21 protein-coding genes are annotated in these 24,504 nt (G+C 39.9%); 8 read left to right on the top strand and 13 right to left on the bottom strand.

Features of this window, described 5'->3' with window-relative positions:
• The first annotated feature begins 2 nt into the window (after positions 1-2).
• Genes B4Z90_RS20920 through B4Z90_RS20930 form a run of 3 tightly spaced genes read left to right on the top strand, consistent with a single transcriptional unit; the run spans position 3 to position 2,334 of the window.
• Positions 3-869: a transporter gene (locus tag B4Z90_RS20920; protein WP_070566013.1), complete on the top strand. Its 867-nt coding sequence runs from the start codon at positions 3-5 to the stop codon at positions 867-869.
• Entirely contained in the window at positions 866-1,483 is a 618-nt protein-coding gene (locus tag B4Z90_RS20925; RefSeq protein ID WP_070566011.1) for an IMPACT family protein, read from the top strand. The genes B4Z90_RS20920 and B4Z90_RS20925 overlap by 4 nt, the downstream gene beginning before the upstream one ends.
• Entirely contained in the window at positions 1,480-2,334 is an 855-nt protein-coding gene (locus tag B4Z90_RS20930; RefSeq protein ID WP_070566009.1) for a nucleoside phosphorylase, read from the top strand. The genes B4Z90_RS20925 and B4Z90_RS20930 overlap by 4 nt, the downstream gene beginning before the upstream one ends.
• An 81-nt stretch (positions 2,335-2,415) precedes the next feature.
• On the opposite strand, the gene rodA is transcribed toward B4Z90_RS20930, so the two are convergent.
• The 11 genes from rodA to B4Z90_RS20985 all read right to left on the bottom strand — a co-directional run bounded on the left by rodA (position 2,416) and on the right by B4Z90_RS20985 (position 15,814).
• Positions 2,416-3,693, bottom strand: coding sequence for a rod shape-determining protein RodA (rodA, locus tag B4Z90_RS20935; RefSeq protein WP_286767644.1), 1,278 nt, complete (start codon positions 3,691-3,693; stop codon positions 2,416-2,418).
• A complete protein-coding gene (mrdA, locus tag B4Z90_RS20940) occupies positions 3,686-5,668 on the bottom strand; it encodes a penicillin-binding protein 2 (RefSeq protein ID WP_286803231.1) in 1,983 nt (660 codons plus the stop codon). Before mrdA ends, rodA begins: the two co-directional genes overlap by 8 nt.
• Before the next feature lie 27 nt (positions 5,669-5,695).
• Complete coding sequence (locus tag B4Z90_RS20945; protein WP_046671817.1) at positions 5,696-6,214, bottom strand: hypothetical protein; 519 nt, start codon at positions 6,212-6,214, stop codon at positions 5,696-5,698.
• On the bottom strand, positions 6,207-7,049 hold the full coding sequence (gene mreC, locus B4Z90_RS20950; RefSeq protein WP_070566004.1) for a rod shape-determining protein MreC: 843 nt from the start codon (positions 7,047-7,049) through the stop codon (positions 6,207-6,209). Before mreC ends, B4Z90_RS20945 begins: the two co-directional genes overlap by 8 nt.
• A gap of 91 nt (positions 7,050-7,140) precedes the next feature.
• Positions 7,141-8,166: a rod shape-determining protein gene (locus tag B4Z90_RS20955; protein WP_046671815.1), complete on the bottom strand. Its 1,026-nt coding sequence runs from the start codon at positions 8,164-8,166 to the stop codon at positions 7,141-7,143.
• A gap of 475 nt (positions 8,167-8,641) precedes the next feature.
• Entirely contained in the window at positions 8,642-9,952 is a 1,311-nt protein-coding gene (locus B4Z90_RS20960) for an NAD(P)/FAD-dependent oxidoreductase (protein WP_070566001.1), read from the bottom strand.
• Positions 9,953-10,205: 253 nt separating this feature from the next.
• A complete protein-coding gene (locus B4Z90_RS20965) occupies positions 10,206-10,538 on the bottom strand; it encodes a 2Fe-2S iron-sulfur cluster-binding protein (protein WP_070566000.1) in 333 nt (110 codons plus the stop codon).
• 2 nt (positions 10,539-10,540) lie between these two features.
• Positions 10,541-11,545: an NAD(P)/FAD-dependent oxidoreductase gene (locus B4Z90_RS20970; protein WP_159333287.1), complete on the bottom strand. Its 1,005-nt coding sequence runs from the start codon at positions 11,543-11,545 to the stop codon at positions 10,541-10,543.
• A gap of 2 nt (positions 11,546-11,547) precedes the next feature.
• Positions 11,548-11,985, bottom strand: a complete 438-nt coding sequence (locus B4Z90_RS20975) for a MarR family winged helix-turn-helix transcriptional regulator (RefSeq protein WP_070565996.1) — start codon at positions 11,983-11,985, stop codon at positions 11,548-11,550.
• Positions 11,986-12,100: 115 nt separating this feature from the next.
• Positions 12,101-15,082 (bottom strand): protein translocase subunit SecDF, encoded by a 2,982-nt coding sequence (gene secDF, locus B4Z90_RS20980; RefSeq protein ID WP_286803234.1) that lies wholly within the window; start codon positions 15,080-15,082, stop codon positions 12,101-12,103.
• Positions 15,083-15,340: 258 nt separating this feature from the next.
• Entirely contained in the window at positions 15,341-15,814 is a 474-nt protein-coding gene (locus B4Z90_RS20985) for a hypothetical protein (RefSeq protein WP_070565992.1), read from the bottom strand.
• 225 nt (positions 15,815-16,039) lie between these two features.
• Between B4Z90_RS20985 and guaB the strand changes: the two genes are divergently transcribed.
• The 5 genes from guaB to B4Z90_RS21010 all read left to right on the top strand — a co-directional run bounded on the left by guaB (position 16,040) and on the right by B4Z90_RS21010 (position 23,419).
• Entirely contained in the window at positions 16,040-17,515 is a 1,476-nt protein-coding gene (guaB, locus tag B4Z90_RS20990; protein WP_070565990.1) for an IMP dehydrogenase, read from the top strand.
• Positions 17,516-17,658: 143 nt separating this feature from the next.
• Positions 17,659-19,938 carry an ATP-dependent helicase gene (locus B4Z90_RS20995; RefSeq protein ID WP_070565989.1) on the top strand — a complete coding sequence of 760 codons (2,280 nt, stop codon included), beginning with the start codon at positions 17,659-17,661 and terminating at the stop codon, positions 19,936-19,938.
• Between the two features lie 53 nt (positions 19,939-19,991).
• Complete coding sequence (locus tag B4Z90_RS21000) at positions 19,992-20,822, top strand: DUF4290 domain-containing protein (protein ID WP_070565986.1); 831 nt, start codon at positions 19,992-19,994, stop codon at positions 20,820-20,822.
• A 210-nt stretch (positions 20,823-21,032) separates the two neighbouring features.
• Positions 21,033-22,358, top strand: coding sequence for a UDP-N-acetylglucosamine 1-carboxyvinyltransferase (gene murA / locus B4Z90_RS21005; RefSeq protein WP_070565984.1), 1,326 nt, complete (start codon positions 21,033-21,035; stop codon positions 22,356-22,358).
• Positions 22,359-22,486: 128 nt separating this feature from the next.
• Positions 22,487-23,419 carry a hypothetical protein gene (locus B4Z90_RS21010; RefSeq protein ID WP_070565983.1) on the top strand — a complete coding sequence of 311 codons (933 nt, stop codon included), beginning with the start codon at positions 22,487-22,489 and terminating at the stop codon, positions 23,417-23,419.
• Between the two features lie 100 nt (positions 23,420-23,519).
• On the opposite strand, the gene B4Z90_RS21015 is transcribed toward B4Z90_RS21010, so the two are convergent.
• Together B4Z90_RS21015 and B4Z90_RS21020 are read right to left on the bottom strand one after the other, a co-directional pair.
• A complete protein-coding gene (locus tag B4Z90_RS21015) occupies positions 23,520-23,924 on the bottom strand; it encodes a DUF5606 domain-containing protein (protein WP_070565981.1) in 405 nt (134 codons plus the stop codon).
• Positions 23,925-23,950: 26 nt separating this feature from the next.
• Positions 23,951-24,409 carry a peptidylprolyl isomerase gene (locus B4Z90_RS21020; protein ID WP_046671802.1) on the bottom strand — a complete coding sequence of 153 codons (459 nt, stop codon included), beginning with the start codon at positions 24,407-24,409 and terminating at the stop codon, positions 23,951-23,953.
• Positions 24,410-24,504 lie beyond the last annotated feature (95 nt).

Raw genomic sequence — 24,504 nt, forward strand, 5'->3', positions numbered from 1 at the left:
TCATGATTTTTGTTTTATTAAGTGTCATCTGCAGCGTTACCGTCGCTGTTTTATTAAAATTGGCAAAACAAAATGGAGTCGAAACCAAACAGGTTATCGTTTGGAATTACCCCATGGCAGTTGCACTGACCTATTTTGTCTTACAACCAGATCTAAAATCGTTCGTATGGGATGCAATGCCGATGACGTTGTATACGAGTTTGGCGGTATTACTTCCGGGAATGTTTGTTTTTATTGCTTTGTCCATTCGCTATAGCGGTCTGGTCAAGACAGAGATCGCACAGCGCCTATCGTTGTTCATTCCCTTGCTTGCATCATTTTTCTTTTTTCATGAAAAAATGGAAGGACACAAGATGCTGGGAATAGCCCTTGGTTTATTGGCCATCCTGTGTTCTATTGGTTGGCAAAAGAATCAGCATGTTAGCTCGGCAGACAGCCGTTATAAAGCGCTTTACCCGTTATTGGTATTTATCGGTATGGGCATAATTGATATCCTCTTCAAACAGGTTGCCTTGCATGTCAATATACCTTATATCAGTTCCCTATTTATTATCTTTGTGATGGCGATGTGTATTGCAATGGTGCTATTGCTGTATTTCCTTTTTGTGGAAAAGCAACATTTTTCAAAGCAAGCTATGGGCTATGGATTGGTTTTGGGTGTATTTAACTTCTTTAACATCCTTTTCTATATGAAAGCGCATCGTGCGCTACCAGAAAATCCATCAGTTGTATTTACGGGGATGAACATTGGTGTGATTTCATTGGGTGCATTAATCGGCGTCTTATTTTTTAAGGAAAGGTTATCGTTGTTGAATTATTTAGGCATAGCGCTTTCTATTGTTTCAGTTTTAATCATAGCATATCTATGAGTTTATTTGAAGATACTTACCGGACTATTGAAGCAAAATATGAGGGAATTTTTAGGGATAAAGGCAGTAAGTTTATTGCATATGCTTTTCCTTTTAAATCCGAAGATCAACTAAAAGATCTGATTTTGGAAGTGAAAGCGATTCATCCGAAAGCGAGGCATCATTGTTGGGCTTATCGCCTCACACCAGATCGTGCGGTCTTTCGTGTGAATGATGATGGAGAACCTTCGGGAACTGCAGGACGGCCTATTTTAAACGTTCTGCTGTCTATGGATGTCACCAACGTTATCGTAATTGTCGTTCGTTATTTCGGCGGTACCTTGTTGGGGGTTCCAGGCTTGATCAATGCCTACAAATCAGCAACCCAAGATGCTTTGACCCATGCCGAAATTATCGAGCGTACAGTGAATGACCATTATAGTATTACCTTTGATTACCTGCATATGAATGATATTATGCGGATCATAAAGGAAGAGGGCGTGGAAATTGAAAAGCAGGAATTTGATAATCGGTGTTATTTGGAGTTTGAAGTCCGAAAAATGCAGGTCAATCGAATTGTGGATCGGTTTTCCAAAATAGAAGGCTGTCAGTTAACCTATTTGTATACAATATGATCAACGAATCGGAATTGATTTTAAACGCAGATGGAAGTATATATCATCTGAATTTGCTGCCGGAAGATCTGGCAAGTACAGTAATTACTGTTGGCGATCCAGACCGTGTAGCCAAAGTATCGAAGTACTTTGACCGGATTGAACTCAAAAAAGGGAAGCGTGAGTTTATTACGCATACCGGCTATCTGGGAAATAAACGGTTGACGGTAATCTCAACAGGTATAGGTACTGATAATATTGACATTGTGTTGAATGAACTGGATGCACTAGCAAATATTGATTTTGCCAATAGAACAGTAAAGTCGACGCTCAGCTCATTGCATATTGTACGCATTGGAACATCTGGAGCAGTACAACAAGATGTCGAGATGGGAACTATTTTAGCTTCTGCTTATGGAGTAGGTCTTGATGCCTTGATGAACTATTATCGGGGATCTTACGACGGCGAGGAGCAGGCGCTTCAGGTAGAACTAGCCAAATATTTCTCTGCATTAAACCTAAACCCCTACGTTGCGAAAGCTGGTGCAGGCCTTTTGGATCGAATTGCCTTTGATTTACCGAAGGGAGTTACGTTAACTGCGCCCGGATTTTATGCTCCGCAGGGAAGGACTGTCCGCTCCACGAATACGATTCCTAATTTTATAGATTTGATCAACTCCTTTCAATATAAAGGTCAGCGCTTCACCAACCTGGAAATGGAAACAGCTGGTATTTATGCGTTGGCTAATATGTTTGGACATCAAGCTTTATCCATCAATGCGATCTTGGCAAGTCGGGTAGATGGCCGGTTTTCTTCCGCACCTGAAGAAGTTGTTGATAAGGCCATACAGCTCGTTTTGGAACGCATTTAACAATTTTTCTGCGTCATGCAGAGGCGATGATAGTTTTTCTCAATGATGCGGTAAAAGAGTTGAAAAGAATTAAATATTGATTCAAATAGAAAAGGAGTNNACTCCTTTTCTATTTGAATCAAATTTAAGCATGATGAACAGTAAAATGGTGAAACTCCATAAGGATGAACCACCATAACTGATAAAAGGCAGCGGAATACCGATAACTGGAACAATACCGATGGTCATACCGATATTGATGAATAAGTGAAAAAAGAGAATGGACGCTACACCGTATGCATATATCCTGGCGAAGGCTGAACGCTGTCGTTCGGCTATATGAATAATGCGAAGCAGTAGGGTGAGATAGATAAGTAATAAGGTAACCGATCCAACAAATCCCCATTCTTCTCCAACGGTGCAAAAAATAAAGTCCGTGCTCTGCTCAGGTACAAAGTTGTATTTTGTTTGCGTTCCCTGCAGGTAACCCTTGCCTAGGAGCTGTCCTGATCCAATTGCAATCTTCGATTGATTCAAATTATATCCTTTTCCTTTAGGGTCTTCCATTTTACCCAGGATAATGTCAATACGGTCACGTTGATGAGGTTGTAGCACATGCTCATACACCAGGTCCACACAGAGAATAAATACAGCGCATGCAGCAAAAAGTATACTGAGATTGATAATGTATTTTCTTCTCTTGCGGTAGTTCCACATGACAAGGCCAATAAGCAATGCTAAAATCAAGATAAGTATCCAAGGATTGACCAATAAAGAAAGAACAAAAAGTAAAATGCAGAGCCCGCCAAATATAAGCAGTTCATTATTTACATAGCCTTCACGATAGAATACAAAAATCAACGAAAAGAACGCAAGGGCAGATCCCGTATCGGGCTGCAGCATAACTAAAAATACAGGAAATAAGACAATACCGGCTCCCATGGCCAGTGTCTGCATGGTCGGTGCTTTATTGCTCTGAGCGCTCAAAAAGTTAGCTAAGAGCAGACAGGTCGAAAGTTTGGCAAACTCAGAAGGTTGTAAGCGGAAAAAACCTAGGTCAATCCACGCTTGGTTTCCGCCGACATTTCGCCCTACCACGAGCACGATGACAAGCAATACAGCTGTTATACCATAAAATATCGGTGAGGCGGAACTGAAAAATTTCGCGTCTATGATGAGAATGGATACCCCTAGAATAATTGCGGAAACAAGATATAAAGACTGTTTTCCATAATTGGTTCCTAAGGTAAAGAAATTGGGCATTTCAGGATTAAACACCGCTGCACGGATATTGAATAAGCCGATTAAGCATAGCGCAAGCCAAAGCGTGATGGTTAGCCAGTCTATCTTTCCAAAAAAACTTGTTTTTTGATTATTCATATCTTCTCTTTATCTCGCTATGGTGAACAATTGTTTCCTTTGGTTTTGTTAAAGCTGCCAGCTGGCGTTTTGATTTTAACGTGTCAGTTTTCGATTTGACTGAGTCTGTCTTTTTTACATCTTTAGTCTTTGGATCCACAACTTTTTTGGGTGCAGGAAGAAAATTTGCTTTATAAATGCGGTCCTGAATATATTTTGGCGCAGTTATCGTGTCTTTGAGGTATTTCTCAACCATCATACTTGCGATAGGTCCTGCCCAGGTTCCACCGTAACCCGCGTTTTCAACAAAGACAGCAATAGCAATTTTAGGGTTTTCTCGTGGGGCAAAAGCAAAGAAAACGGCATGGTTTTCACCATGTGGGTTTTGCGCTGTACCTGTTTTTCCGCACATTTCGATGCCCGTGATACGATTGGCCCAAGCGGTACCTTCGGGTGTATTAACAGCATCACTCATCCCTTGGATAACAACAGGATAGTACCGCTCATCCACTCCGGCACTGACTTTTTCGGTAAATTCCTTCTTGGCAATTTTCTGTGCACCAATACCTTTAATCAAATGGGGCCTGTAATAAAAGCCTTTGTTGGCAACGATAGCCATAATGTTGGCCATTTGCAACGGTGTTATTCCCATTTCCCCTTGTCCGATTGATAAGGAGATATTGAAACTTGAACGCCATTTATCGTTACCGTATCTTTTGGTATAAAAATCTGATGTCGGCAGTAAACCCGGCTTTTCACCCGGTAGATCAATGCCTAGTTTATGGCCAATTCCAAACTGTGTCACGGCATTGCGCCATAGATCGTAGGCCTTAGGTCCCGAAAGCCCACGTCCGTCGATCATCTTAGCATAGGTAAAACCATAATAGGTATTACATGATACGGCTACAGAGCGCTGTAATGTGGTTGATCCATGATAGTGCGTACAGCCCATCCAGCCGCGTCCACCACCATAGCTGTATCCATGTGGGCAGAAAAATACGGTATTACGATCAATAACACCAGCCTGCTGCGCAGTCAATGCTGAAACAACTTTAAATACAGAGCCTGGAGGGTAGGAGGCTTGAATAGGGCGGTTAAAAAGTGGTTTGGTTTCGTCTTTCAATAATTTCATATAATTATTGCCAGACTGCCTGCCGACCATCATGTTGGGGTTGTAACTCGGGCTACTGACATAGGCCAAGATTTCACCCGTTGCAGGCTCAATGGCGACAATGGATCCCAATTTATTTTTCATGAGGTTCTCCCCAAGAATCTGAAGGTCTTTATCCAACGAGGAAACCAGTCCTTCCCCTGCAACAGCAAGTGTGTCGTATTTCCCTTCCATAAATACCCCTTTCGGACGGTTCAGCGCATCAACCATTAAGTTGTTGACACCGCGTTTTCCACGAATAAGGTCTTCATAAGAGCGTTCTACTCCACTGCGACCAATGTAGTCACCACTACGATAAAACCCATTGGAGCGTTCAATATCTTTATCATTTACCTCACTTACATATCCTAAAAATTGAGCTGCTATGCTGTCGGGGTAACTTCGGATTGTTCTTTTTTGAACATAGAAACCACGAAATTGATATTGGTATTCCTGATATTGAGCCCATGTCCGTACAGACAGCTGTTTTTCAAAAATAGATGCACGGTAAGGCGAGTGCACTCTTGCCTTTTCCATCCGTTTGATAAAGCCTTCCTTGTCAATGTCTATCAATTTGCAAAACAAAGCGGTGTCGATTTCTTTCACCTCACGTGGAGTAACCATAAGATCATATACCGGTTCGTTCTGAACCAATACCTTTCCCTTTCGGTCCAAAATAACCCCTCTGGCGGGGTACACAATGACCTTGCGCATGACATTGCTGTTTGCGGAATGTATATAGGAATCGTCTATGATCTGTAAATAGAATAAGCGGGCCACCAAGGTCAATGTGATGGCAATAAAGATTCCTGAAACGACGTACTTACGCGCAAAAAAACTGTTCATAGAAATGAATTTCTATCCATCGATTTACTACAACCGATCTTTCTTTTTGTAGAATAATATGCTAAATAATAGCATGATAATTACTGTAAATATACAACTTAAAACGATACTCAATAAGGTGTATTGGATGTGCTGGAAGGAAAAAGATTCCAAGAGATACAAAAATGTATGATGAATCAATGTTCCGAAAAAGATGTAGGAAAAGAACCAGCGAATATTCATGAAGCCCAACATCGGGGTAAAGAAAGATTCGCGTTCTTCAACTTCAAGCGTAATTTTCATGAAGAAAATACGGAAGGCTGCCAATGCAACACAGGCTGCGGTATTGACCCCAAGGGTATCATAAAACGAATCTACGGTAAGTCCCGTGAGAAATGCGATCAAATACACCAGGAAATTAGGTGTTCCTGTAGGAAGTAAAAAAATAAATAAGATATAAGGAAATGCAGCGACCAGATTGTAATAACCGATATTTTGAAATAGGAAAACTTGCATCCCTATCAAAACGATAAATCGAATAATATTAAATATTAAAATCCTAGCCATTGTCCTTTGTCGATTCTTCTAGTGTCTTTAATTCTTTATTTAACAAGTCTTTTACAACGTAGACATGTTGCAAGTTGGAGAAATTGGTACTCAACAATAGTCTAAGATCCAAAAAAGCGTCTCCTGAAGAGATCCCCGTCTGAATGACCGTTCCAACAAAAATTCCTTTTGGAAAATGTCCTGAATATCCTGAGGTGTACACTTTATCTCCTTTGTTGACTTTGATATGGTTTGGAATTTCCTTGACCATTGCCGCGCGGTAATCCATGCTATTGCCCCATACCAACGAGCCGAAAACCTCGGTGTGGCCTAATGTTACGGATATACGCGTATCGGGATGCAATAGGGATTGCACTGTCGAGAAGTTTTGGGAAACATTCAATACGATACCAACTACTCCGTTGGGAGCGATAACACCCATACCTCGCTCTATACCGTCTTTACTGCCTTTATCGAGTGTGATCGTATTTGCCTTTTGGTGAATGCTATTGTTGATGACATTTGCAATAATAAATTCGTAACGCCCAAACTCACTGCTATCGATTGCCGGGACAGGACCGATCTTGATGCTGTCTGTTGATCGATAGGCTTGTAAGTCCTTTCTCAGTTGTGCATTTTCCTTTGCAAGTGCATCGTTGGTCTCCCCGAGGTGCAGGTAGCTTTTCCAGGAATTGACCTTTGCATACAGGCCTCCGATGATACTATTTGAAGAATTTAAAACAGAATTACGTTGGAAAGAATTGTTGGTGATCACCAAAAATAACGAGAATCCAAAAAATAGGATAAACCAGAAGAATGCATTATATCGTCTCAGGAATAACCAAAGGTTTCTCATTTTTTAATGTGGGTATTTAATAAGCAAGCGATATAATAGTTTTGCATATTATATCGCTCTTTAATAAAATATTGTTATTAATTATCGAACGTTATGATTGCATCAAGAATTTAAATCGTCCAATATTTTTAAGTGCAATACCAGTTCCTCTTACAACAGCACGTAATGGATCTTCAGCAATATGCACTGGAAGTTTAGTTTTCGCTTGTATACGACGGTCCAAACCACGCAACAATGCACCACCACCGGTAAGATAAATACCTGTTTGATAAATATCCGCTGATAATTCTGGTGGAGTGATTTCAAGTGCTTTTAAGATCGCTTCCTCAATTTTTGATATGGACTTATCCAGACAATGCGCTATTTCGGTATATGAAACAGTAATTTGCTTAGGAACACCCGTCATCAAATCACGACCTTGAACGGCGAAATCTGCTGGTGGTTCCTGTAACTCAGGAAGAGCCGCACCAACTTCAATTTTTATTTTTTCAGCCGTACGTTCACCGATCATGATATTATGTTGTCTTCTGATGTATTGAACGATGTCTGAGTCGAAGTTATCACCTGCAACACGAATAGATTGGTCACACACAATACCCGATAAAGCGATGACAGCAATTTCAGTGGTACCACCACCGATATCGATAATCATATTACCCATTGGTTCTTCCACATCAATTCCGATGCCGACAGCAGCAGCCATGGGTTCATGAATTAAGTAGACTTCTTTCGCACCAGCAATTTCCGCTGAATCGCGTACAGCTCTTTTCTCTACTTCCGTAATACCGGAAGGAATACAAACAACCATACGTAGGGAAGGGAAAAACCAGCTCTTACCATTGTTTACCAATTTGACCATACCTCTGATCAGGTGTTCAGCTGCCGTAAAATCAGCGATTACTCCATCACGTAAAGGACGTACTGTCTTTATATTATCGTGTGTTTTACCCTCCATTTGCATGGCCTGGCGACCAATGGCGATCACTTTGTTTGTGGTGCGGTCAAATGCAACAATAGAAGGTTCATCCACTACTACTTTGTCATTATGAATTATTAGGGTATTTGCAGTACCCAAGTCAATCGCAACTTCTTGCGTAAACCAATTAAATAAGCCCATCTGCTAATCCTTAAGCTATTTTAAAATAATATGCAAACCTACACAAAAAAAATTAATCTTTTTGAGGTTATACATCAAAAAAAACTATATTCTGAAAGTAAATTCTATCTGGAAAAAACTGTCTTTAAATTTAACGAATATAATCTGTAATTCTTACGTCCCGGCTGAAGTTATTTTTAATCGGACGCCGTGTTAAATTAAGAAATAAGTGGGTGTTTTTTAAATCATGGAGCACAAGGAGCAAGAATCCAAAAGTGAAAAGGTGGTTTTGGAAAACTAGCTAAAGACTCAAATACTATGAAGAGCTGATAAGCGAAGCCGTCACAACGTTTTAGAAGCCTATTCAGTAGGTTAATATGGCGAAGAGAAACAGCTTCAGAAGGTTAATAAAGATAAAAGAAACAGCGGCATTATCGTTTGGGATAATGCCGCTGTCGGGCTACTGAAATATGTTTATTTAGAATTCAATAGGAAGTTAGTGGGCAGTTTCTGCTTGTTTTTCCTCTGGAGTTGGCTCATCATATTTGTGGAAGATCAAACGCACGCCACTGTTTTTGGTGAAAAATTTGATCGACCAGTTGACGAATGTGATCAATTTATTTCTGAATCCATAGATGGACATCAAGTGGACAAACATCCATGTCATCCAGCCAAAGAATCCATTGAAATGGATTTTTCCCATGTCGACGACAGCTTTGTTACGACCTACCGTAGCCATGGATCCTTTATCAAAATAGTTGAATTTCTCTGTTGGTTGATTGGACATGGTTTGGAGAATGTGTTTTGCAACATATGCTCCCTGCTGTTGCGCTACCGGTGCAACACCAGGTAAGCCACGAGGAAGATCATCTGTGATAAATGCCGAAACATCACCAATAGCATAGACCCCTGGCATATCAATAACACGGCATTGATCATCTGTCTGTATACGGTTACCACGTTGGATAATCTCCTTTTTGAAACCATTCGGATACTGCCCAGCTACACCTGCTCCCCAGATAACAGTTTTTGTTTCAATGCTTCTGCCATCGGCGAAAGTAATTGAATTGCCATCATATCCAGTTACCTGAACATTCAATAAGACTTCTACACCCAAATCTTTGAGGTACTTTTCTGAATCTTTAGAAGATTTTTCAGATAAGTTGGCCAATACTTTTGGAAGTCCTTCAACCAGGTAAACCGACATCTCAGATTTTTTCAATTCTGGATAATCTTTCTCAAGAACATTGTTTTTAATTTCTGCGATTGCTCCCGAAAGTTCTACACCTGTTGGACCACCTCCAACAATAACAAAGTTCAAATTAGCTTTACGATCAGCAGGGTTTTCTATTCGCACTGCTTCTTCGAGGTTCTGTAAAACATAGCTTCGAATATTTAATGCTTCTTGTATATTTTTCATCGGCAAAGCATATTTCGTGATTTGCTGATTTCCGAAGAAGTTCGTGGTAGCACCTGTCGCAACAATTAAATAATCGTAGTCAAAATCACCAACATCTGTTCTTACAATCTTAGCTTCATTGTCTACGCTTTTTACGTCAGCAAGTCTAAAATGAAAGTTGTCTTGACCTTTGAACATTTTGCGAACAGGGAAGGAGATGGAGTCCGCTGAAAGAGTACCCGTGGCAACTTGGTACATCAATGGTTGAAAAGTATGAAAGTTATTTCTGTCCAGCAACAGAACTTCAACTTCCTTATTTTTAAGCTTTTTAGCAACTTCAATTCCTCCAAATCCAGCACCAATAATGATTACTCTTGGGAATTTTCTATTTGAACTATTGCTTGGCATATTTTTAATAGTTTGTTGTAAAAATTCGGTACAATCGAATTAAGCTGCAAATATCTTAAATTTTGGCTCAAAAAGCTAAAAAATATTTATTTATTATGCTGATATGTTGTGAATTTTATTGTAAAGAGGCTAATTCTTTCAATAATATGTTTTGTAGTTGTTTGATTTTTAGCTCTTTATAGTGTACATTGTACCCTTTGAAAAAAAACGATGTATAGTATCATCATTGTGTATTTTATACACAATGATGATACTATTGTAGCGCACCTTTGATCTTGATTTTCATGCCGTTGTTGTTATTGTGTAGATACAGCTGACAGGCAAGTCGACTTTGATCATCGGCATCCGGAAGCGTGTCCAGCATGTCGAGTTCTTGATCACTCGCTTGGGGAAGTGTATGCAGTCCTTCGACAACTTCGACATGGCAGGTAGCGCACAGCGCCATACCACCGCAAGTGGCCAATATTTCATAGTCGGATGCCTTTAAAATCTCCATGAGTGAAAGATTGATATCGGTCGGAACTTCCAGGATATTTTCGGTCCCATCCCGATCTATAACAGTGACTTGAATTAAATTATCGTCCATGGCTAGAAAGTATTTATACCGTTTACTGTTGTGTATTTGAATGTCAATTTTTGATCTGGATACACAAATTTGAACGCACTTTGACACATTAGTGCAGCCTCATGGTACCCACAAAGAATGAGTTTCAGTTTACCTGGATAAGTGTTGATGTCTCCAATAGCATAGATTCGTTCGATATTGGTCGAGTAATCGAACGTATCGACCGCTATGGCATTTTTATCGATATTTAATCCCCAATCTGCAATTGGACCAAGCTTCGGTGTAAGACCATATAAAGGAATAAAATAGTCTGCATCTGTAGCAATGACTTCTTTTTCTTTATTGATTGTTTCAACATGGGACAAGTAGCCATTGCCATGGATATTGGTCAGATTGTGAGACAATAATAGGTTGATCTTACCCTGCTGGGCCAATTTGAACACTTTCTCAGCCGAGTCTGGGGCACCCCTGAAGGAGTCACTTCGGTGGATTAAAGTGACCTGTTGCGCAATATCTGCAAGATGGAAAGTCCAGTCGAGCGCGGAGTCACCGCCACCGGCAATGACGATTTTTTTATCACGGTATTTGGCGGGATCTTTTACCATATAATCGACGCCTTTTCCTTCAAAGAGATGAAGGTTTGGGATTTCTGGCTTGCGCGGTTCAAAGCAACCTAAGCCCCCAGCGATGACAATGACCTGTGTATGGACCATCGTATGATCATTGGTTTCTACGATAAAAGAACCGTCGTCCTGTTTTGTGATATGTTCCACACGCTCGCCTAAGGTGAATGTGGGGTCAAAGGGTTTAATCTGTTCAAGCTGTTTATCGATCAACTCCTGCGCAGTGATACTTGGATAACCGGGAATGTCGTAGATAGGTTTATGGGGGTAGATCTCCGAAAGCTGACCGCCCACTTGAGGTAGTACATCGATCAAATGGCAGCGCATTTTTAAAAGTCCAGCTTCAAAAACTGCGAATAGGCCAACAGGTCCTGCTCCGATGATACAGATATCCGTATTTATCATAGCTATTCTATATTTAAGTTGTTATATATTGTATTCAAAATTCTTGTAAAAGCTTCGAAATCTTCGTCTGCTAGATTTTCCCAGGCCTTCATGCGAATCTCCGTAACAATTGGCGTAAGCGATGCTACTTTTAATTTTCCCTCTTCTGTCAAATGGAGGTATAGACTCCGACGGTCCGTTTCGTCAGTGATCCGCTCGGCCAGGTTTTTTTTAAGAAGGATATCAACGATCCGTGTCAGTGTGGGCTGGTCTTTTCCGCAGCGCTTTGCCAATTCTTTTTGTGAAAGTTGATCTGTTTCGTATAAAGCCTTTAAGATGGTCCATTGGTCTACAGTAATATCAAATCCTTTCTCCGCAAAAGAAGATTGGGCGAACTGTTTTACTTTCTTGGCCGTTTGGTCCAAGATGAAAGAGTAGCGGTCAAATTTTTCGTTTAGCATACAAATATTTAGTGTAACAAATATATTTAAAATATTTAGTGTGACAAGTAATTTGAATGCAATAAAAAAAGGGCGTTCATTCGAACGCCCTTCTTTATTTTATTAACATTAGCTATTATGGTCTTACGACTTCAGCTTTTTTAGCTGTATTACCTTCTGCTAAATGCTTTCCTTTACGTAAGTCATATACCGAAGGTGCCGCTAAGATAATCGATGAATATGTACCTACGATAACACCGATTAAGATTGCGAATGAGAATCCACGGATAACTTCACCACCAAAGATAAACAATACAGCAAGCACAAACACGATTGTCAATGATGTGATGATTGTTCTACTTAAAGTAGAGTTTATCGCATGGTTTACTACATCGCCTAGATCTTCATTATGCGCATTTGGTTTCGATACGAATTCACGTAAACGGTCAAATACAACCACTGTATCATTCACCGAGTAGGCAATTACAGTTAATATCGCTGCCACAAAGTGTTGGTCAATATCCAATGAGAATGGTACGATACCATCCAAAATTGAGAATAATCCCAATAAAATAATCGCATCGTGAATTGTTGCAATAGCTGCTCCAACTGAATATTCCCATTTATGGAAACGGATCAGGATGTAAGCTGCAACAATGATGATAGAGAAAACTGCGGAACTGGTTGCTCTAGATTTGATGTCGGTAGCGATACTTGGTCCAACTTTTTGAGACGAAAGAATCTCATGTTTATTGGAAGCATCTACTTTTGATAAACCTTGGTTTAATTTGTCCAATACCTCTTTATCAGCAGTGTCCGAAGTTTCTTCGATATGGTAAGTTGTTGTTATACGCAGTTGGTTGGATGCACCAAAGACTTTTACTTCAGTTGTTTTCTGGAAGATATCATCCAAGTTTGTACGTACAGCTTCCAAGTCCACAGGTTTATCATAACGGACAGTATACGTACGGCCACCTTGGAAGTCTACACCTAAACTGAATCCTTTTGTGAAAATTGATGCCGCAGAAATTAACACGGCAACGATTGAAATCGCATAAAAGATTTTACGTTTCTGAACGAATTTAAAGTTTGCATTATGCAAGGTATTTGCAGACCAAGGGAAAGAGACTTTGATTTTGAAATCTTTCGCCAACATCCATTCGAAAATAACACGAGTAACAAGGATCGCAGTAAACAATGAAGTAATGATACCCACCATTAATGTTGTTGCGAAACCTAAGATTGGACCGCTACCAAATAAGAATAAGATAATACCGATCAAAAACGTTGTGATCTGCGAATCCAGGATGGAAGGTAAAGCGTGTTTGTAACCATCTGCAACAGCCTGACGGATCGATTTTCCTAAGCCCAGTTCTTCACGGATACGTTCATAAATCAAGACGTTCGCATCGACCGCAGTACCCATCGTTAATACGATACCCGCGATACCCGGTAAGGTGAGTACAGCATTTAAGGATGCCAATACCCCCATAATGATAAATACGTTTAACAACACCGCGATGTTTGCCACGATACCTGCAGTATTGTAGTAAGCGATCATAAAGATCATTACTACGATAATACCGATAACAGCAGAGTTAACACCCGCATCGATGGCAGCCTGACCTAGAGTAGGTCCCACAATAGCTTCTTCAACGATTTTAGCAGTTGTCGGAAGACGACCTGCTTTCAATACGTTTGCTAAATCTTTGGTGTCTTCTACCGTAAAGGATCCAGAGATTGATGAACTACCATTTGGGATTTCACCGTTTACAGAAGGAGCAGAATAAACCACATTATCAAGAACGATCGCAATTGCATCTCTGTTTTGAGCCGCTTTTGCAGTAATTTTCTTCCATTCACGTGCACCTTCGCTGTTCATTTGCATACCAACCACAGGTTGATTTTTCTCATCAAAGTTTGCTGTTGCATCCGTAATGACATCTCCTGTCAATACAGCACCGTTGTCTTGTCCAGCCCCCTTAATTGCATATAATGATAGTTGCTCAGGTGTCTTTTGCTCAGGTTTTACAGCCCATAAAAGTTTTAAGTTTCCAGGTAGGATTGATTTTACCTCTGGACGTTGTAAATAAGCATTTACTTTTGCTGTATCTTTTAAAGAAGCAATACCAACCATTGAACCTGGCATAAGCGCCATTTGTTGGTTTTCGCCCATATAAACTGCTGGACGTAATACTTCAAATAATGGATTTTTCTGACCTAGATTTACAGCAGCACTGTCTTTCTTAGCATCTTTCTTACCACCGGTTAGATTAGACAATAAATCATCAGATTTTTTGCTTGTATCTGCAGCAGCATTTGTCGTAGCTGCTGGAGCAGCTTTTAACGTTGAAGCTAAAGTTTTGTCGATATTTTCTAATATTGGATAAACTTCCTGATTCGTATAGGTCTCATAGAATTCCAATTTAGCTGAACCTTGTAATAGGTTACGAACACGGCTTTCATCTTTTACACCAGGTAATTCGATTAAAATACGGTTTGTACCTTGTTGAATTTGAATGTTTGGAGATGCAACGCCAAATTTGTCGATACGCGTACGAAGTACTTTGTAAGAATTTTGGATGGCATTGTCTGCTTCTTTTTGAAGGAATGATTCAACTTTGGAGTCTGAATCACCCGGTTTAATTAAAGAAGCATTGTCTTTTGTTGAGAAGAATGTTGAAAGTGGCGTTGTCGCACCGATGGATTTGTATTCCTCCATAAATAAAGCAACGACTGTTTTTGCACTCGTTTTGCTTTTTGCTACTGCTTGCTCCAACGCTTTGTTGAATTTCTCATCTTTTGGATTGTTCGCCAAATTGCGGATCATTTCGTCCAATGAGATCTCCATGGTTACGTTCATACCGCCTTTCAAATCCAATCCCAAAGCGAGTTCATTTGCTTTAGCTTCCCGATAGGTGTATTTTGCAAAACCTAAATTGTACACTACTTCACCGGCCATTGAGTCGAGGTAGCTTTTCTCTTTCGCCAAGTCTCCTTTGGCAAAATTCTCAGCATCTCGCTCCACATTGCGGGTCACCCAAGTAAATGATAGGGAGTATAGACACGCTAATGACACCACTATCACTAAAAGTTTAATCAGCCCTTTACCTTGCATCGTCTGTTATAATTGTATTAATTTTAATGTTAAATACTGTTTATGTAATTGATAATTAGTTCTCGTTTAATCACATTTTACCAAGAATGGCAAAGGTATAAAATTTTTGTAGAATGAAAAGTTTTATTTATGCCAATTAGGTCAACGGCATAAAAATAGGAGAATTGAAGAAAAAAAGAAATATTAATTGATTTTATTTATAAAAAAAGGCCCTACTCAAGACGAGAAGGACCTTTTTACACTGTTTAGTTGCTTATATTATTTCAATGTGTATTTGATACCAAAAGAAAATGTTGATGCATCAAAATCACTATTGTGGTTCAATCTCCAGTCTGGTTTCCAGTCTGCGTGGAAAGCAATCGGAGCAACTGGAATTTTGAATTCCAAACCTAGTTGAGGACGTAAAGCAACATTTGTAATATTATCTCCTACGTCGATAAATGTCAATTGTGCACCAACGCCGGCATACCATCCCAAACCATTCACGCCTTGGAAGGGTCTTGCATATTGGTAGTCTGCACCTACAGCAACCACGTGGTCGTCAAACATCACCTGTGCTTGTCCCATGTTGGCACCGCCAAAAGATTGCTTATATTGAACACCCCATAAGTCAGTTGTTGTACCATCGAATACAACACCTATCGCTGATCTGAATGGAGACTGAGCTTTCGCTTCCTGTGCGCCAAATGCTAATGCTGCGACGGCAGCTAATGAGAGTAATGTCTTTTTCATAATTATCTTATCTTTATATTTTCATTAATTAAAATAACTTTTCGTGTTACACAAAAGCAAATAGCTTGCCAAAAAATGATATTGCCAACATAGGGGCCGTCATGTAGTCTTAATTCATAACGTTTCTAATTTGTCTTCCGATTGTAATTTGTATCTTTTATTTTTTATTATTGCTTATTTTTCTTAAATTTGCCTGGCAAATAGAAAACCCAATACATATTTGCCATGCAATTAGATCCACAAAAATTCGTAGCAGAAGGTCTCACTTACGACGACGTCTTATTAATTCCAGCTTATTCTGAAATTTTACCCCGTGACGTTGATACGAGCACTTCGCTAACAAAAAAAATCAAATTAAATATTCCATTGGTTTCTGCAGCAATGGATACGGTAACCGGTGCTGATTTGGCGATTGCGATTGCACAAGCTGGCGGTATTGGTATGTTACATAAGAACATGACTATTGCAGAACAAGCTGCTGAAGTACGTAAAGTAAAACGCTCTGAGAGCGGTATGATTCAGGATCCAGTTACGTTATTGGCAACAGCAACGGTGGGTGATGCCTTCAATATTATGAAGGAGCACAAGATTGGTGGAATCCCTGTTGTGAACGAAAAAGGTCAATTGGTCGGTATTGTGACGAATCGTGATCTTCGTTTCCAAAAAGATATGAGCCGTCCCATCAATGAATTGATGACCAAGGAAAATCTTGTGGTTGCTCCCGAAGGAACGGATTTAGTGAAAGCGGAAGAAATTCTTCAAAACGAAAAAATCGAAAAACTTCCAGTAGTCAATGAAGAAGGTATTTTGAAAGGCTTGATTACCTTTAAAGATATACAAAAATATAAGCATTACCCAAATGCTGCCAAAGATAGCCATGGTCGTTTATTGGTTGGTGCGGCAGTAGGCGTTACACCAGATACCCTTGACCGCGTGGAGGCTTTGGTGAAAGCAGGTGTGGATGTGGTTACAATCGATACAGCACATGGGCATTCTAAAGGTGTAATCGATAAGTTGAAATTGGTGAAATCGCAGTTCCCTGACCTACAGGTAATCGTTGGAAATATTGCAACAGGTGCAGCAGCAACAGCTTTGGCTGAAGCAGGTGCAGATGCTGTAAAAGTAGGTATCGGACCGGGCTCTATCTGTACAACCCGTATTATCGCTGGTGTCGGTGTTCCGCAGCTTTATGCCGTATATGAAGTTGCCAAAGCCCTTAAAGGAACTGGCGTGCCATTGATCGCAGACGGAGGTATCAAACAGACTGGTGATATTGCGAAAGCAATCGCAGCTGGAGCAAGCACAATTATGGCTGGTTCTCTATTCGCAGGCGTGGAAGAAGCTCCTGGAGAGACAATTATCTATGAAGGACGTAAGTTTAAATCTTACCGCGGCATGGGCTCAATCGAAGCCATGGAAAAAGGATCGAAAGATCGTTATTTCCAAGACGTAGAAGATGATATCAAAAAATTGGTTCCCGAAGGTATTGTGGGACGTGTTCCCTATAAAGGTACATTGGCTGAGGTTGTTTATCAATACATTGGTGGATTACGCGCTTCTATGGGCTACTGTGGTGCTGCTACAATCGAAAGATTACAGGAAGCACAATTTGTTCGTATTACAGGAGCAGGGCTGAGAGAGTCCCATCCACATAATATTTCCATTACGAAAGAAGCACCAAATTATAACAGCAGAGGCTAGATATTGCTTGGAGCATATAAAAACCGATAATCTTGATTATCGGTTTTTTTTGTGTAAAAATATTAGCAAAATAGCCTGAGTGATCAACAGGAAATTTGTACTTTTATACCCTATTCTCAGGTTTTAAAATTTAAGGAGTTAATTTGGATTATTTAGCGGGTTTAAACCCTTCACAACGAGGAGCCGTAGAGCAAACAGAAGGTCCTGTGATGATTGTTGCGGGAGCTGGTTCAGGAAAAACACGGGTCATTACCTATCGTGTCGCACACTTGATTCGAAAAGGTGTTGATCCATTCAATATCTTGGTATTAACATTTACCAACAAAGCGGCCAAAGAGATGCGCGCGCGTATCGTTTCTGTTGTTGGGAGCGAAGCGAAAAATATTTGGATGGGAACATTCCACTCGGTGTTTGCAAAAATACTCCGTGTAGAAGCTGAATTGATCGGTTATCCCAGAAACTTTACCATCTACGATACGGATGATACCAAAAGTTTGTTGCGTGCCATTTTAAAGGAAATGAATCTCGATGATAAGCTGTATAATGTCAATCATGTGTACGGACGTATCTCACAGGCAAAAAATAACCTGATCTCACCGCAGGAATATAATAAGAATGAAGCCATATTGGCCGAGGATATTTCCAATGGTCGTGGTCAACTGGGACAGATTTATATGACCTATGCACAGCGCTGTTACCGTGCTGGGGCAATGGATTTTGATGATCTGTTGTTTAAAACGAATGTATTGTTAAATAAACATCCAGAGGTACTGCATAAATACCAGCATCAATTTCGTTACTTGATGGTCGATGAGTACCAGGATACCAACTTCTCGCAATACCTTATTGTCAAACGCCTGGCAGCAGTCAACGAAAATATCTGTGTGGTTGGGGATGATGCACAATCAATCTATGCATTTCGTGGCGCAAATATTCAGAATATCCTGAATTTCCAAAAAGATTATCCGGATGTGAAGATCTTTAAACTGGAGCAGAATTATCGATCTACGAAGATGATCGTGAATGCGGCCAATTCGGTGATTGCCAATAATCAGAATCAATTGGAGAAAAATGTTTTCTCGGATAATGAAGAAGGCGAAAAGATCAAGGTTTCACGTGCTTTCTCTGACAATGAGGAAGGTAAGATCGTCGCCGACCAGATCATTGAAGAGAAATCGTTAAAAGGGCTTAATTATAAGGATTTTGCTATTCTGTATCGTACCAATGCCCAATCCAGGGCTATGGAGGAGGCCTTACGCAAAATCAATATCCCTTATAAAATCTATGGTGGTACGTCTTTTTATCAACGGAAAGAAATTAAAGATCTGATCGCGTATTTCAGACTTACCTTCAACCCGAATGATGAGGAAGCACTCAAGCGTGTGATCAATTACCCGCGTAGAGGGATAGGGGATACGACGATAGAAAAGATCATGATCGCTGCAGATCAGAATCAGTATCGTATATGGGATGTTGTTGCAAATGCAGCCCAGTTTCTAGATGGGCGTAGCGCAACGTCTGTCGGTGGTTTTGCACAGATGATTCAGAGTTTTCAGGCCCTGGCCAAAAACAATAACGCATTTGATACCGCAATGCATATTGCGCAGCACTGCGGTATTCTGAAAGAATTGTACGAAGACAAATCGGTAGAGGGGCTGGCGCGTTACGAAAATATCCAGGAACTCCTCAATGGTATCAAGGAATTTTCGGAACGGGAAGATATCGAAGAACGTGGACTTGATGTCTATATGCAGGATATTGCCCTGTTGACAAACGACGATAATGATAAAGATCCAAATGCGGATACTGTATCATTGATGACCATCCACTCTTCCAAAGGCTTGGAATTTCCGATTGTTTTTATTGTAGGCTTAGAAGAAAACCTATTTCCTTCCCAGTTGTCGTTGAATTCCAGGTCGGAACTGGAAGAGGAACGAAGACTTTTTTATGTTGCCGTTACGAGAGCTGAAAAAAAATTACTACTTTCGTATGCTACTTCGCGATATCGTTGGGGAACGCTGAATAACTGCGAACCCAGTCGCTTCTTGGATGAATTGAATCCGGCATGTCTTGCATTGGATTTTAAACCACGACAAACTTCTGCCTCAGCCGGAAGTTTTCAAGGCGAACGAATTGCATGGCAGCAAAAGGACAGTGATGATACGTTTTCTAAACCTAAGCCTAAGCCCATGGTTAAAACGACATCGATACTGCCGAAAGCCCACAAACCTACTGCGGGTTTTGCTCCTTCAGATACATCAAATCTTCAGGTCGGCATGGAAGTTGAACATGAACGCTTTGGATTTGGCAAAGTTGTTAATCTCGAAGGAAACAAAGGAGATATAAAAGCAACTATTTTCTTTAAGGAATTGGGACAGAAACAATTGTTGCTTAAATTTGCAAAACTTAGAATAATTCAATAATAAAATACCAAAACGATATCTTAATCGTTTAATTAGGTACTTATATTAGCTATATGAACTTTGACTACAACAGCACTAGACCAAAATTGATCCTTGCAGAATATGGTCGCAATGTGCAAAATATGGTAGATTACATCTGTACTTTACCCACAAAGGAAGAAAGAAATAAACATGCGCAGATTGTAATCGATATGATGGGGGTATTGAACCCACATTTGAGAGACGTGTCTGATTTTAAACATAAACTGTGGGATCACCTACAGATTATCTCTGATTTTAAATTGGATATCGACTCGCCTTATCCAATTGCCACAGCGAAAAGTGTGAAACACGAAGTTGAGCATTTAGGCTATCCGCAGCATTCCATTAGATTCAAGCACTATGGTTTTACCGTAGAGAAAATGATTGAAAAGGCGTTATTGGCCAATGACGAAGCCAAAAGAGAGCAGATGGTCATCGGTATCGCTAATTTTATGAAAATGGCTTACCTGACCTGGAATAAGGATTCTGTTTCAGACGAGTTGATCATCCAGGATCTCAAAGAGTTGTCAGGTTATCAATTGACCTTACCAGAAGGTACCGTATTGACCAAACTTGACTTTAAAACTCCGCCTCCGGGAAATCGCGTTAAAGGTCCGGCTAACAGTAACTCAGGCGGAAATAATAACAATAACAATAATAATAATTCCGGTCACCAGTCGAAAGGTGGAGGCAAGCCTCGTATGACAAGTAACAACAACAATAATACGAAGCGCAATAACTACGGAAGCAATAACAACAGCTATAGTCGAGACAACAATAACAACAGCTACGGTAGGGACAACAATAACAACAATAACAGAAACAGAAAGCCGCAGGGTAATTATAATAATAAACGAGGCTAGTTCTTAAAGATTTTGTTTAAAGAAGCAGGCAATTGCGAAGTGATTAACAGATTTCTTTACAATTGCCTTCTTTTTTTAAGAATCGCGCTGTTTTATAAAAAAACAAGGTTCTTTGGTCTCCGATCCCGGTATGTTGGGCGGAAGGCTAAATATCCCGAGACAAATACAAGAACAGGGGTATGACACTAAGAAGATATCACTTATATATAAATGAACGCATTTGAAATAATCGGTGGAAAACCGTTAAAGGGAGAGATTATTCCTCAAGGAGCAAAAAATGAGGCCTTACAGATCCTTTCTGCAGTTTTACTGACAGAAGAACCTATGACCATCAGTAATATCCCAGATATTAAGGATGTCAATAAGTTGATCGATCTATTGGCTGCTTTAGGTGTTAAAATTGATCGCATAGATAAGGACACATACGTTTTTGAAGCTAAAGATATAAATATAGACTATTTCCAGTCACCCGAATTTAAAGAAAAAGGCGGTGGGTTGCGTGGCTCTATCATGATTGTCGGTCCTTTGTTGGCTCGATTCGGAAAAGCCGCTATTCCGAAACCGGGGGGTGATAAAATCGGACGTAGACGATTAGATACCCACTTTTTGGGTTTTGAAAAATTGGGTGCTAAGTTTGTGTACGATGCGACTACCCATTTTTTTAACGTTGATGCAACGGAGTTAAAAGGAAGTTATATCCTTTTGGACGAAGCTTCTGTAACGGGTACGGCAAATATCGTGATGGCTGCTGTATTGGCAAAAGGGACAACAACGATATACAACGCTGCTTGTGAGCCTTATTTACAACAACTATGTAAGATGTTGAATCGCATGGGGGCTAAAATATCCGGTATTGGATCTAATTTGTTGACCATCGAAGGCGTAGAGCGTCTGGGGGGAACTTCACACCGCATGTTGCCTGATATGATTGAAATAGGTTCTTTCATCGGCCTTGCAGCAATGACAGGTTCAGAAATCACCATTAAAGATGTCTGTTTTGAAGAACTGGGTGTTATTCCATCTGTATTTTCGCGCTTAGGCATCAAGTTTGAATTACGCGGTGATGATATTTTTATTCCAGCGCAAGAATCGTATGAAATCGATACATTTATCGATGGATCTATCCTGACGATTTCAGATGCACCTTGGCCAGGTTTTACGCCCGATTTATTAAGTATCGTACTTGTTGTGGCGACTCAGGCAAAAGGAAACGTATTGATCCACCAAAAAATGTTCGAGAGCCGTTTGTTCTTCGTGGACAAATTGATCGATATGGGGGCTCAGATTATCTTGTGCGATCCGCACCGCGCAACCGTTATTGGACTGAATAAATCACATCATCTGAGAGGTATTGAGATGACTTCGCCAGATATTCGTGCCGGGGTTTCTTTATTGATTGCAGCCCTATCTGCTAAAGGAAAATCTGTGATCCACAATATCGAACAGATTGAACGTGGCTATCAAGATATCGAAGAACGCTTGCGTAAATTAGGAGCAGATATTAAACGTATCGATGCCGAACCAAAAGGTCATTAATTAAAGCGAATAGCCTATGTGCTAGTGTAAGATAAAAGAAGCTCCGGATATAAATTCTGGGGCTTTTTTTGTGATATCTGCGTCAAATAAGGTAAATTTGTCTATACTACATTTAAACAGCTATAGATATGAAAAAATATCTAAAAAAGTACGCCTTAGTTTTCCCATTATTAGGCATAGTGCTTCTTTTTCACAATTGTCAATCCTCTACACCTAAAGAGGTTAAGCTACATGAAGAATCAAATACAACAACGGATATCCGCTCTTCTAAACGGATCAATGCTGCGGTAATCGTACAAAAAGTTACTTTTCCTAATATGCCTTTTGCTGAACTGATCAAGTTGATGAATCTGACCAATGATAGTTCACCTGCTGCATTGTGGAAAGCGATATCCGCACTACCTCAGGCGGAACAGATAAAGAAAGATAGCTTTGATATTGAAAATCCCCTGCAGCGCATGGAGCTGATGCTTGTTCCTTTACGCAAGATGGAAATTAAATTTGATCAACAGCAAGCAAAATCGAATGCTGAAGGCCTGACTTACCGCCTGGAAAATTATGTGAATTATAACAAAGGCTTAGGCGAGGTTTTTCTAGCAAATAGCGAAAATGAGGCTATCCATGTAGGGCTGAACTATCCTGAAGGGAGACTTAATGGATTGGCGAAAGTGCAGATACGCATAAATCCCAAAGAGTATATGATCGATAAGACCGGAAAAACAAAAGTAATTGCCGGAATTACCTGTCAGCAGGCTATTTACAATAAAATTGATGCAAGCGATAAGACGCTCCCTAAATTTGTTGTCTGGAAAAGTCCACGTATTCCGAAAGGAATCAATGTGTTGCATCCTTATGTGTTTGACGAAAACGAAGGCATACTTGAAATTGATGCCTATCTCAATGCGGATGAAAATTCCCTTTTGCGCTTTACGACCACTGCCGTTGTCGAAAAGAAATTTGAACCCAAAGAATTTGAGGTAACAAAAGCACATGTTAAGCTTGATGGGGCCAAGGATCAAAAGAACATCGAAAAAAATGTACTTTATGTAGTGTTTCATTAGGAAACAACACATCAAGGAAACATCATTGAAAAGAAAACACCATAAAAAAGGAGTTGATCATTTGATCAACTCCTTTTTTATTTGGGCTATATGTAAAAGTTTACATTAAAGGAGCTGGTGCTTCTTCTTCAAATAAAGGGAATTCCTTGATAATGTTATACCATGTGATAACCTTTTTAATATCCGAAGAATAAACACGTGATTCATCATGGCCAGGAGCTACTTCACGGAAGAAATTTCTTAAAGTAGCGCCATCAGATTTTGTATCTGGTAGAGCGATGCCTTTCTCTTTGATTGTTTCAAAAATATTCAATAGACGAATTTCTTCTTCTTCACCATAGATTGTGATATCTTCCAAAGTCGCCATTTTTGTAGAAGATAAACTTACTACAGTTTTAATTTTTGCTTGATCAAGGGTTTCTAGAATAAAACCACCTTTATTTTGTCCAACCAATTTGAACAATCCTGGTTTACCAGTTACGGATACTAATGCTCTTAAATTCATTTTAATATTATTTAAATCTCCAAGAATTAATCTTCGATAACTTCAATTGATAAAATACGGTCACCTTGTCTGATATCGTCAACGATGTCTACGTTTTCGATTACTTTTCCAAAACAAGTATGGTTACGATCTAAGTGCGCAGTGTTGTTACGGCTATGACAGATGAAAAATTGCGAACCACCTGTATTACGACCTGCATGAGCCATAGACAATACACCTCTATCGTGGTATTGGTTTTCGCCTGTTAGTTCACAGTCAATTTTATAACCAGGTCCACCTGTTCCAGGGATTCCAGCAGCACCTTCACGTGAATTTGGACATCCACCTTGGATAACGAAATCAGGGATCACACGGTGAAACGCTAATCCATCATAATATCCTGATTTAGCAAGTTTGATAAAATTGGCTACTGTATTTGGAGCATCAGCTGTGTAGAACTCCACAGTCATGTCGCCTTTTTCTGTTTTAATAATCGCTTTACTCATATTCAAAAATTTTTATGAAATACAAAGATAACGTTTCAGAGTGAAATGTGAAGTAAATCGCGATTGCCAATTTTTTTTAATTGATAGATTGTGTA

The organism is Sphingobacterium sp. UBA5639 (genome assembly GCF_002421245.1).
Lineage (GTDB): Bacteria > Bacteroidota > Bacteroidia > Sphingobacteriales > Sphingobacteriaceae > Sphingobacterium > Sphingobacterium multivorum.